The organism is Actinomadura sp. 7K534, assembly GCF_004348575.1.
GTDB classification, from domain to species: domain Bacteria; phylum Actinomycetota; class Actinomycetes; order Streptosporangiales; family Streptosporangiaceae; genus Spirillospora; species Spirillospora livida.
Genome location: NZ_SMKB01000235.1, coordinates 1 through 10,884, shown reverse-complemented (window position 1 = coordinate 10,884; position 10,884 = coordinate 1). Strand labels below are relative to the sequence as shown.

Sequence of the window (10,884 nt, the reverse complement as noted above, 5' to 3'; positions counted from 1 at the left end):
TATAAGAGACAGCCGACAAACCCGCCCCCGCGCACGACACGATCCGACCCCGCGCCACTGCCGGATCTGCGCGTGGACGGTCGCGCTTACGGCACCGGCCGCGCCACGTGCACGGGCCGCCCGGGCGAACCGGCGGACGGTCCGGCGCGGGTCACTTCACCAGGCGGAGGATCCACGGGTAGCGGAAGGTGTTGCCGGCCAGGGCGTAGACGGCCGCCACGATCGACAGGACCCACGCCACGGCGTAGACGATCCCGCCGATGCCGAAGGTGACGATGGTGAGCAGGAGGAGCGTCAGCTGGAAGTTCACGGCCTCGGCGGCCTGCCGCCGGACGTACTCGGACCGCTTGCCGCTCAGCAGCATCAGCACGAGCGGCCCCACGAACAGCGTCGGGACGGCCAGGGCGTGCGCGGCGGAGGCGAGCATGCGGTCCTCGCCCGTGGGGGGCTCCCCGTCCCAGGAGACGGCCTTGCGGCCCGGCTGCGGCACGGGGACCAGGTCATGGGTGAGCCCGCCGAGGTCGTTGCGGGTCTTCGCCGTCATCGCCAGGTGCGTGCGCAGGTCGAATTCCTCATGGTCGAGCCGGCCCTCGGCGTACGCGTCCTGCAGGCGCTGGATGACCGATTCGCGTTCGGCGTCCGAGACCCTCAGATCCCCCACCGCGTAGCTTCTGTCCATGTCCTTCATGCTCCGCGACGCGGCGCCGCGCGGCATCAGGGAAGACCCTGACCGTCCCCTGATTCGAGTTCCCGGTACTCCTTCCCGGGGGTCAGCTTCCCGCCGAGCAGTTCGGTGACGGTCACGAACACGTAGCCCTTGGCTGCCAGCTTGTCGATGATCCCCGGGACGGCCCGCACGGTCGTCCGGTGGATGTCGTGCAGGAGCACGATGCTGCCGGGTTTCACCTGCTTGACGACCCGGCGCTCGATGTCGTCGCTGTCACGGTGCCGCCAGTCGAACGGGTCGACCGTCCACAGCACCTGCGCCATGCCCATCTCCCGCGTGACCCGGGCCAGGAGCTTGGACGTCGACCCGTAGGGCGGCCGCAGCAGGCCGGGCGTGACCCCGGACGCGTTCCGGATCGCGTCCTGCGTCCGGGTCAGCTCCGAAACGATCTTCTCCTTCGGCGCCCTGCCGAGGTCGGCGTGCGTGTAGCCGTGGTCGGCGAGCTCGTGCCCGGCCGCGTGCTCGCGCCGCACGAGGTCGGGACGCTCGGCGACGTTCTTGCCCACCAGGAAGAACGTCGCCCGCACCTTGCGGGCGGCGAGGATGTCGAGCAGCTCGCCGGTGCTCTCCGCCGGTCCGTCGTCGAAGGTGAGCGCCAGGCACTTCACCCGCGTGCAGTCGGGCGGCGGCGGCGGGGGTTTCGGCTGCGGCTTCGGCGCCTCGGCCTTGCGCTCGGGAGCCTTGCTCTTCGCCGCGGTGAGCCGCAGCGGCCCGTCGTGCGGGGCAAGGGTGCTCAGCCACCCGCACACCGCCACGGCCAGCACGGCGGCGGCCGCCCGCCGGACCATGCCCATCAACACACGCCGCCCATCAACACGCCCCCGCTGCCGATCCCCCGAGGGCCGACAGTCTATGGCGCGGCGCCCCGCCGGGCGGGGATCCCGCCGCTGTGTCGGGAACCGCGGATCCCGGTAAGCCGTTATCGTCGTAGACCGCACCGCCCCCGGAAGAGGTCCGGGGCCGACCAGACGACGGGACAGGCATGAGGTTCCGGGATCGCTTCGGGCTCCGCAAGAACCGCGGGTCCTCGGTCACGAGGCTCGACCGCGAGGCCACCGACTCCGACATCGAGGCGCTGATCGCCTTCGCCCGCAGCCGCCGCGGCGTGGAGTTCTTCGTCGAGCCGGAGACGTTCGCCACCGACACCACGGCCGTCGCCGTCGCCCACGACGGCGAGTGGACCCGCCGCCGCGTGGGCTCCCCCAAGGTCATCGCCAAGGTCGCCCGCGACTTGAAACTCCCCATCTACGACGTCCAGATCGTCGGCTACCCGGCCCGCATGCGCGCCTGGAACGCCCGCAACCCGAACCGCCGGATCGACCCCGGCACCCCCGGCGAAGCCGTGTCCTCCTGACCCCCTCCCCGCACCATCTGCTCAATGGCTCAGCTTGCTTCTTGTTCGTCTTGGTAGGCGGCGGCCAGTTGGTCGGGGGTCATGTGCAGGCGGACCTTCGAGGGCGGGATGCCGGCGTTGATGACCTCGCGCAGGAGGATGGCCATCGAGTAGGCGGGGTCGGTGTCCAAGGCCCTCTCCAGGGCGACGTTGGCGAGACCGCCGTCGCCCGCGGAGTAAGCGGCGAACGCCAGCAGGGACGCGGGAGCGGGGACGTAGGGGGCCTCGACGCGCCGCAGGACATCGCGCCAGAAGGCGATGTCGGCGGCCGGGGCGTCCTCGTCGATGCGGATCCATGCCTCGTCGCGGATGCGCAGGTCGGTGAGGAGGATGCCGAGGCGGGCGACCTCGTCGTCGGTCGGGGCGGCGCCGGTGCCGGCGCGAGCGAGGAGGGCCAGGACGAACGCGAGGCCCTCGCCGGGCGCGGGTCCGGGGCGTCTCTCGGCGCGTTCGGTGGCGTCGCGCATGGCGGTGCGGGCGAGGCCGTCGACCGGCTGGACGGAGCGGACGAGTTCGGCGCGGTCCGCGAGGGCGACGTGGCCGGCGAACGTGGCCTGGGCGGCGAGGACGCTGGCGGATATGTCGTACGGGAGCCCTTCGGCCGGGCAGCAGTCGTCGTCGCAGGTGAGCGACCACCAGCGGCCGTCGGCGACCCGGATCGCCTCGGCGGCGGGGACGCCCGCCGACTCCAGCGCCGCCCGCATGGCGGCCGCCGACTCGCCGACCTCCCTCGGCGGCCCGTAGCCGAGGACGAGGGACCGGGCGAAACCGTTGCCGGCGAGGAGGGCCGCCACCTTCCCGGCGGCGCCGGCCGCCGGTAAATCGAGCCTGATGGCGCACGTGCCGTGGGCGCGTCCTTCGAAGCCGATCACGACGAGGCTCCGCGATGGATGGAAGCCCAGCAGGTAGGGGACGGCCGCGATCGCGTCCTGTGCCGATCGGATCACCAAGGGTGTCATGCCGTCGAGATTCGCAGCGCGGCCAACGGGGCGCCATGGGATCCGTCACCTGTGGATAACTCCGGAGGGACGCGGGTGTCCGCCGCGGACGGTAGCGTTGTGCGACGTGCCCGCCCCTGATCTGCTGACCGCCGCCGATACCAAGATTCCGGACACGGCGTCCCTGCTCGCCGCGGCCGTCGCGTCCATCGGCGGGGCCGAGCGCCCAGGCCAGGTGGAGATGGCCCACGCGGTGGAGAACGCGATCGAGACCGGCGAGCACGTCGCCGCACAGGCGGGCACCGGCACCGGGAAGTCGCTGGCCTACCTGGTCCCCGCGATCCGGCACGCCGTGGAGAAGCAGACGACGGTCGTCGTGTCGACGGCGACCATCGCGCTGCAGCGCCAGCTCGTCGACCGCGATCTGCCGCGCCTCGCGGAGAGCCTCGGGCCGCTGCTCGGCACGGAGCTCAAGTTCGCGATCCTGAAGGGCCGCCGCAACTACCTGTGCCTGCACAGGGTGCAGACGGGCGTGCCAGAGGAGGACGAGGGCCCGAGCCTGTTCGACCCGCAGCAGCTCTCCTCGCTCGGCCGGCAGGTGAAGCGGCTCAACGAGTGGGCCGAGGAGACCGGCACCGGCGACCGGGACGAGCTGGTGCCGGGCGTGAGCGAGCAGGCGTGGCGGCAGGTGGCCGTCACCGCGAAGGAGTGCCTGGGCGCCCAGCGCTGCCCGCACGGCACCGAGTGCTTCGCCGAGCTGGCCCGTGCGGAGGCGGGCGAGGCGCACATCGTGGTCACCAACCACGCGCTGCTGGCGATCGACGCGCTGGAGGAGTTCCAGGTCCTGCCCGAGCACGACGTGGTGATCGTGGACGAGGCGCACGAACTGGTCGACCGGGTCACCTCGGTCGCCACCGGGGATCTGAGCGCCGCCGCGGTCGAGATGACCGCGCGCCGCTGCGGGCGGCTCATCGAGGAGTCCACCGCCGACCGGTTGAAGGAGTCCGCGGAGGGGCTCGGCATCCTCCTGGAGGACCTGCCCGCCGGACGTATGGACGTCCTCCACTCGGCCCTGGGCAACACCCTCGCCGTCGTCAGGGACGCCGCGCACGCCTGCATCACCGCGCTCGGCCCGGAGCGGAAGGACTCCGACCCGGGCGACATGGCCGCGCGCAAGGCCGCACGGTCTTCGCTCGAAGAGTTGCATGAGACGGCCGTACGCCTCCTGGAGGCGTTCCAGCCCGAGATGGCCCAGCGCTTCGACGTGGTGTGGCTGGAGAAGCCGTTCGTCCAGGACGGGCGGCCGAAGCGTCCCCCGGCGCTGCACGTCGCGCCGATCGGGGTCGGCGGCCTCCTGCGCACGACGCTGTTCGAGCGGCGCACCGCGATCCTGACGTCGGCGACGCTGACGCTGGGCGGGTCGTTCGAACCGCTCGCCCGGCAGTGGGGCCTGCCGCCGCTGAACGAGAAGGGCGCCGAGCGGGACGCGCTGACGGCGGCCGAGGGCCTCGCCCGCACGGCGACCGAGGAGGGCGCGGAGAAGGGCGAGGAGTCCGAGGTCGCGTGGTCCGGGCTCGACGTCGGCTCCCCGTTCGACCACCCGAAGGCGGGCATCCTGTACGTCGCGCGGCACCTGCCGCAGCCGGGGCGGGACGGCCTCGCCGACGCCTACCTGACCGAGATCACCGAGCTGATCGAGGCCGCCGGCGGCCGGACGCTCGGCCTGTTCTCCTCGATGCGGGCCGCGCGGCAGGCCGCCGACGAGCTGAAGGACCACCTGTCCCACCCGCTGCTGTGCCAGGGCGACGACTCCACGTCCCTGCTGGTCAAGCAGTTCGCCGAGGACGAGCGGACCTGCCTGTTCGGCACCCTGTCCCTCTGGCAGGGCGTGGACGTCCCCGGCCCCTCGCTGCAGCTCGTCATCATGGACCGCATCCCGTTCCCCCGCCCGGACGACCCGGTCTCCTCGGCGCGGTCACGGGCCGTGGCGGCGCGCGGCGGCAACGGCTTCATGGCGGTCGCGGCGACGCACGCGGCGCTGCTGCTCGCCCAGGGCGCCGGGCGCCTGCTGCGTTCGATGGACGACCGGGGCGTCGTCGCCGTCCTCGACCCGCGCCTGGCCACGGCGCGCTACGGCGGCTTCCTGAAGAACTCGCTGCCGCCGTTCTGGGCGACGACCGACCCGGAAGTCGTCCGCGGCGCCCTCCGCCGCCTCGACACCGCCGCCTCCTAGCCGGGGAACAGCGCACCCCGGGTCAGCGGCGGTAGCTCTGGAGGAATTCGCCGATGCGGCCCACTGCCTCTTCGAGGTCGTCGGCGTACTGGAGCGTGACGACGCGGAAGTGGTCGGTGGCCGGCCAGTTGAAGCCGGTCCCCTGGACGACCAGGAGCTTCTGCCGTTCGAGGAGGTCGAGGGCGAAGCGCATGTCGTCCTCGATGGGATACATCGCAGGGTCGAGGCGCGGGAAGACGTACACGGCGCCCTGTGGCTTGACGCAGCTGACGCCCGGCAGGTCGTTCAGCAGCTTCCACGCGCGGTCGCGCTGCTCGCCGAGGCGGCCGGTCGGCAGGACGAGGTCGTCGATGCTCTGGTAGCCGCCGAGCGCGGCCTGGATCGCGTGCTGCCCGGGGACGTTCGGGCAGAGCCGCATGTTGGCGAGGATGTCGAGGCCCTCGATGTAGGACTCGGCGTGCTCCTTCGGCCCGGACAGCACGACCCAGCCGGAGCGGAACCCCGCGACGCGGTAGTTCTTGGACAGGCCGCCGAAGGTGAGGCACAGCAGGTCGGGGGCGAGGGACGCGATCGGGATGTGCTCGGCGTCGTCGTAGAGGATCCGGTCGTAGATCTCGTCGGCGAAGATGATGAGGTTGCGGCGGCGGGCGACCTCGACGATGTGCGACAGCACCTCCCGCGAGTACACGGCGCCGGTCGGGTTGTTCGGGTTGATGATGACGATGGCCCGGGTGCGGTCGCCGATCTTCGACTCGATGTCGTCGAGCGAGGGCTGCCAGCCGTCGTCCTCGTCGCACAGGTAGTGGACGGGCGTCCCGCCGCACAGCGACACCGACGCCGTCCACAGCGGGTAGTCGGGCGCGGGGATCAGCACCTCGTCGCCGTCGTTGAGCAGCGCCTGCAGCGTCATCACGATCAGCTCGGACACGCCGTTGCCGAGGTAGACGTCCTCGACGTCGATGCCGCAGACGCCGTTGTCCTCGAATTGCTGCACGATGGCGCGGCGGGCGGGCAGGATCCCCTTGGAGTCGCTGTAGCCGTGCGCCTCCGGCAGGTTGCGGATCATGTCCTGGAGGAGCTCGGGCGGGGCCTCGAACCCGAACGGGGCGGGATTGCCGATGTGGAGCTTGAGGACGTTGTTGCCCTCGGCCTCCAGCTGCTTGGCGCGCTTCAGCACCGGACCGCGGATGTCGTAGCAGACGTTGGTGAGCTTCCCCGATTGATTGACCTGCATGGACTCACCCTACAGACGCGCGCCCCAGCGGACGTGGAAGCGTTCGCCAAGACCCGCCCCCTCGCGCGGCGGGCGAGGAGGGCGGGTCCGGGGGCGTCACGGCGCGGAGATCGCGGACAGGATCGCCAGGCGCGCCGCGCGCCGGGCCGGCCGGATCGCGGCGAGCGCGCCCGCCACCGCGCCGACCAGCGCGATCACGACGAGCTGGGCGACGGGCGGCGCGAACGGGTTGCCGAGCGCCCCGCCGAGGCCCCAGCCGAGGAACAGCCCCAGCCCGAGCCCGCCGGCCGTGCCGAACAGCGCGACGATGACCGACTCCCAGCGGACCATCGACCGGATCTGCGGACGGGTCGCTCCGACGGCCCGCAGCAGCCCGAGTTCGCGCCTCCGCTCGTGGACGGCCAGCGACAGCGTGTTGGCGATGCCCATCAACGCGATCACGATGGCGAGGATGAGCAGCCCGTACACGACGGTGATGAACGCCTGCTGCTCCTCGGTCTGGGACGCGACGAAGTCGTCCCTCGACTGCACCTCCGGCGCGCCGTACTGCTTCCCCAGGTCGGTCAGCGCGCGCGCCACCGCGGCCGTGGACGCGCCAGGCGCGAGCTCGACGAAAGCCCGGTTGTCGAGCGGCTGCCTGGTGTGCGCGTCCCATTCGCTGCGCGGCACCAGGTAGTCACCGGTCAGATCGGTGTTCTCGTAGACGGCACCGACGGTAAGGCGCTGTGCGGCACCGTCCGCGAACGTGACGTCCACCCGGGAACCGGTACTCCAGCCCTTCTCGTCGGCGACGCTCTTCGACACCGCGAACGTGCCTGCGTCCGACAGCGCCCCCTGGTCGACCCCCAGGTCGAGGACGCGGCCCAGGGCGGACGGGTCGGCCACGCTGACCACCGACGGTTCGCCGTCCACCCGCAGGTTGCCGCTGCCGACTCCGGCGACCGCACTGACCTGCGGCAGCTTCGCGGCGTCCTGGACGAGCCGGGTGCTGAACCCGCCGGTCTCGTTGTTGCCCGCGTTGACGACGATCGGTCCCTTGAACGACCCCGCGACGCTGTTCTCCAGCGACGCGCCCAGCGACCCGATGAACACCGTCATCAGCGTCACGACGCCTACCCCGATCATCAGCGCGGCCGCCGCCCCGGCCGTGCGGTGCGGGCTGCGGGACGCGTTGCCGCGAGCGAGCGCGCCGGGGACGCCCCGCAGCCGCGCCGCCGGCCCGCCGACGAGCGACGCCACCGGCCGGGCGGCGACGGGCCCGAGCACGACCATCGCGACCACGGCCAGCAGCGCGCCCGCGCCGGCCGCGGTCGTCCGCTCCGCGACGGCCCCGAACACGACGGCGCCGGCCGCGACCGCGGCGAGCACACCGCCGACGACGGCGCGGGTGGCGGACGGGCGCTGCGCCTCGGCCGCGACCTCGCGCAGCGCGGCCAGCGGCGGCACCCGGGACGCCTTCACCGCGGGACCGAGCGCCGCGATCAGCGTGACCACCAGCCCGACCGGCACGGCGATCAGCAGGGTAGTCGCCGAGACCGTGAGGCCCTCCATGGCGATGCCGATCCGGAGCCCGGTGAACAGCCGCCGGAGCAGCTCGGCGAATCCCATCCCGCCGGCGAGCCCGGCGAGGGTGGCGGCGCCGCCGACCAGCAGTGCCTCGAACCCGACGATCGTGAGGACCTGCCGGCGTCCGGCGCCGAGGGCGCGCAGCAGCGCCGACTCGCGGGTCCGCTGCGCCATCGTGATCGCGAACGTGTTGTGGATGCTGAACGCCGCGACGAGCAGCGCCACCGCCCCGAACGCGCCGAGCACGGTGCGGAAGACGTTGAGGAAGCCGCTCTCGACCTCGCTCATCCCCTCCTCGACCTGCGCCTCGGTCGTGACGGCCTCGGTCCCGGACGGCAGGACGCTCTGCACCCGCGCCGCCAGCTCGTCCGGGCCGACGCCGTCGTCCGCGCTGATGGAGACGCCGCTGATGCGGTCGGGCGACTTCGCGACGTGCTCGCGGGCCCCGTCGAGCGTGAACGCCGTGAACGACGTCTCGCCGAACGCCTCCTCCTCACCGAACATGCTGATGCCGACGACCGTCACGGGGACCCGTTCCGGAGTGAGCACCGCCGTCCGGTCACCGATGGCCAGGCCGCCTTCGTCGGCGAACATCCTGTTGACGACGACTTCGTTCGGCGCGCGCGGCGCCCTGCCCTCTGCCAGCCGGTAGGGGTTGAGCTTCGGGTCGGTCATCCAGTTGCCGGCCGTGCGCGGGCCGCGTGACTGGATGGTGGTGCCGTCCTTGGCGAGCAGCTGCCCGGAGCCCTCGATGACCGGTTCGGCGTTCGCGACGCCGTCCACCTGCCGCACCCTGTCGAGGACGGCCGCGTCGATCTGCCCGCGGGACCCCCACGGCTGGTCGCTGACCCGGGTGGAGCTCCGCACGCTGACGTCGGTCTTACCGTAGGCGTTGGCGTAGTAGCCGTCGATGCTGCCCGCGAGGGTGTCGCCGAGCACGAGCGTCCCGGTCAGGAACGTCACGCCGAGGAAGACCGCCATCAGGGAACCGGCCATCCGGCGCTTGCGTCCCCACAGTTCCTTGAAGACGAGCCCCATCATCGGTGGTCACCCAGCCCCCGCATGCGGTCCAGTACCCGGTCGGGCGTGGGGGCGTCCATGATGTCGACGATGCGGCCGTCGGCGAGGAACACCACCGAGTCGGCGTGCCCCGCGGCGACCGGGTCGTGGGTGACCATCGCGACCGTCTGGCCGAGGTCGTCCACGGCGTGGCGGAACAGGCTCAGCACCTCCCCGCCGGTGCGGGAGTCGAGATTGCCGGTCGGCTCGTCGGCGAACACGATCTGCGGGCGGGTGACGAGCGCCCGCGCGAGCGCCACCCTCTGCTGCTGTCCGCCGGACATCTCCGCCGGACGGTGCGCGAGCCGGTCGCCCAGCCTCAGCACCCGGACGACCGTGTCCAGCCACTCACGGTCGGGCACCGCGCCGGCCAGCGTCATCGGCAGGACGATGTTGTCGTGCGCGGTCAGCGTCGGGAGCAGGTTGAACGCCTGGAACACGAACCCGATCCGCTCGCGCCGGAGCCGGGTGAGGCGCCGGTCCGACAGCACCCCGAGTTCCTGGTCGCCGACGTAGACCTTGCCGGACGTCGCGTCCTCCAGGCCCGCCACGCAGTGCATCAGCGTGGACTTCCCGGCGCCGGACGGCCCCATGATCGCGGTGAACCGGCCCGCGGGGAGCTCCACGCTGACGTCGTCGAGCGCGCGCACGGCCATGTCACCCGACCCGTACACCTTGCTGAGGTGGACCGTGCGGGCGCCGCCCGCGGCGGCGCCTAGGTCCTTGCTGAGCGTTCGTCTTGCCTCTGCTGCGTTTCCCATGCCGGAGATCGTCACGACAGAGTCCGGCCCCCGTCGTCAGGCGAGGAGAGACATCGCGACTGCTCCCGCTGCGGCATGCCGGACCTCCCGGCTACGCCCGCCGGCTGACACCGGGCCGGCTCAACGCGGCCGTCCACGCCCGGTAGTGGACGTGTTGTCCAACTGTGATGCGGCCAACATACATGCAGGCTTGATTGCTTGTTTGTCAGCTCGTACCGTCTGAGGCGTGTCAGTAAGCAGTCGCCGACGTCACGGGCGCGGCTCGTCCCGCCGCCGCACCCAGGAGGAACGCCGGTCCCGCACCCAGGCCAGGCTCCTGGAGGCCACCATGGAGTGCCTGGTGGACCTCGGCTGGTCCGGGACGTCCACCACGGAGGTCGCGCGCCGCGCGGGCGTGTCCCGCGGGGCGCAGCAGCACCACTACCCGACCAAGATGGTGCTCGTCGCGGCCGCGCTCGAACACCTGCTGGAGGCGCAGCGGCTGGCGTACGAGACCGCGTTCGCGGTCCTGCCGGCCGAGCGCCGCAACGTCTCGGGCGCGCTCGACCTGCTCTGGGAGGTGTTCCGCGGCCGCCCCGCGAAGGCGCTGATGGAACTGGCCGTGGCGGCCCGCACCGACGACGAGCTGCGTCCCCTGTGCCGCGACCTGAACGAGCGGATCCTGCAGGTCATCCTGGAGACCTTCGAGCGGCTGTTCCCGGAGAACACGCTGCCCCCCGATTTCGTCCCGACGATGCTGCGCGGCGTGTTCGCGATGTTCGTCGGGCTGTCGATACAGAACGCGCTGGACGACGACGCGGACGGCCACCAGAAGGCCGTGCTCCGCCAGGTCAAGGACGTCGCCCAGCTGATCATCCCGGAGCCGGGGCACCCCACGCGCGCCCCGATGCCCGACACGCCCGCCGAGGACGGCGAGAGCCGCAGCGAGCCCTGACCCCCCGAACCCCGTCGGCCCCATCCGACAGCACCACCC

The 10,884-nt window shown here is 72.3% G+C and carries 9 protein-coding genes; 3 read left to right on the top strand and 6 right to left on the bottom strand.

Translation table 11 applies throughout. The features are described from left to right. Positions 1-151: 151 nt before the first annotated feature. Together E1266_RS30595 and E1266_RS30590 are read right to left on the bottom strand one after the other, a co-directional pair. Positions 152-679, bottom strand: coding sequence for a DUF1707 and DUF4870 domain-containing protein (locus E1266_RS30595; protein ID WP_132052958.1), 528 nt, complete (start codon positions 677-679; stop codon positions 152-154). A 35-nt stretch (positions 680-714) separates the two neighbouring features. Then, entirely contained in the window at positions 715-1,521 is an 807-nt protein-coding gene (locus tag E1266_RS30590) for a polysaccharide deacetylase family protein (RefSeq protein ID WP_243719081.1), read from the bottom strand. A 188-nt stretch (positions 1,522-1,709) separates the two neighbouring features. On the opposite strand from E1266_RS30590, the gene E1266_RS30585 reads away from it, so the two are divergent. Further along, positions 1,710-2,081, top strand: coding sequence for a hypothetical protein (locus tag E1266_RS30585; RefSeq protein WP_132052956.1), 372 nt, complete (start codon positions 1,710-1,712; stop codon positions 2,079-2,081). Between the two features lie 29 nt (positions 2,082-2,110). Here E1266_RS30585 and E1266_RS30580 read toward each other — a convergent pair whose 3' ends face one another. Then, positions 2,111-3,079, bottom strand: coding sequence for a DUF4192 domain-containing protein (locus E1266_RS30580; RefSeq protein WP_132052955.1), 969 nt, complete (start codon positions 3,077-3,079; stop codon positions 2,111-2,113). A 106-nt stretch (positions 3,080-3,185) separates the two neighbouring features. Between E1266_RS30580 and E1266_RS30575 the strand changes: the two genes are divergently transcribed. Next, a complete protein-coding gene (locus tag E1266_RS30575) occupies positions 3,186-5,291 on the top strand; it encodes an ATP-dependent DNA helicase (protein ID WP_243719079.1) in 2,106 nt (701 codons plus the stop codon). A gap of 22 nt (positions 5,292-5,313) precedes the next feature. On the opposite strand, the gene E1266_RS30570 is transcribed toward E1266_RS30575, so the two are convergent. The 3 genes from E1266_RS30570 to E1266_RS30560 all read right to left on the bottom strand — a co-directional run bounded on the left by E1266_RS30570 (position 5,314) and on the right by E1266_RS30560 (position 9,911). Then, positions 5,314-6,525 (bottom strand): pyridoxal phosphate-dependent aminotransferase, encoded by a 1,212-nt coding sequence (locus E1266_RS30570; protein ID WP_132052953.1) that lies wholly within the window; start codon positions 6,523-6,525, stop codon positions 5,314-5,316. Between the two features lie 96 nt (positions 6,526-6,621). Further along, entirely contained in the window at positions 6,622-9,132 is a 2,511-nt protein-coding gene (locus E1266_RS30565) for an ABC transporter permease (RefSeq protein WP_132052951.1), read from the bottom strand. Next, positions 9,129-9,911: an ABC transporter ATP-binding protein gene (locus tag E1266_RS30560; RefSeq protein WP_132052949.1), complete on the bottom strand. Its 783-nt coding sequence runs from the start codon at positions 9,909-9,911 to the stop codon at positions 9,129-9,131. The genes E1266_RS30565 and E1266_RS30560 overlap by 4 nt, the downstream gene beginning before the upstream one ends. A 226-nt stretch (positions 9,912-10,137) precedes the next feature. On the opposite strand from E1266_RS30560, the gene E1266_RS30555 reads away from it, so the two are divergent. After that, positions 10,138-10,845 (top strand): TetR/AcrR family transcriptional regulator, encoded by a 708-nt coding sequence (locus E1266_RS30555; protein ID WP_243719077.1) that lies wholly within the window; start codon positions 10,138-10,140, stop codon positions 10,843-10,845. The last annotated feature ends 39 nt before the right edge of the window (positions 10,846-10,884 follow it).

Excerpts from the sequence above, each read along its gene's own strand:
- E1266_RS30595 (WP_132052958.1), bottom strand. The coding sequence starts at position 679 with ATGGACAGAAGCTACGCGGTGGGGGATCTGAGGGTCTCGGACGCCGAA.
- E1266_RS30590 (WP_243719081.1), bottom strand. The coding sequence starts at position 1,521 with ATGGGCATGGTCCGGCGGGCGGCCGCCGCCGTGCTGGCCGTGGCGGTG.
- E1266_RS30585 (WP_132052956.1), top strand. The coding sequence starts at position 1,710 with ATGAGGTTCCGGGATCGCTTCGGGCTCCGCAAGAACCGCGGGTCCTCG.
- E1266_RS30580 (WP_132052955.1), bottom strand. The coding sequence starts at position 3,079 with ATGACACCCTTGGTGATCCGATCGGCACAGGACGCGATCGCGGCCGTC.
- E1266_RS30570 (WP_132052953.1), bottom strand. The coding sequence starts at position 6,525 with ATGCAGGTCAATCAATCGGGGAAGCTCACCAACGTCTGCTACGACATC.
- E1266_RS30565 (WP_132052951.1), bottom strand. The coding sequence starts at position 9,132 with ATGATGGGGCTCGTCTTCAAGGAACTGTGGGGACGCAAGCGCCGGATG.
- E1266_RS30560 (WP_132052949.1), bottom strand. The coding sequence starts at position 9,911 with ATGGGAAACGCAGCAGAGGCAAGACGAACGCTCAGCAAGGACCTAGGC.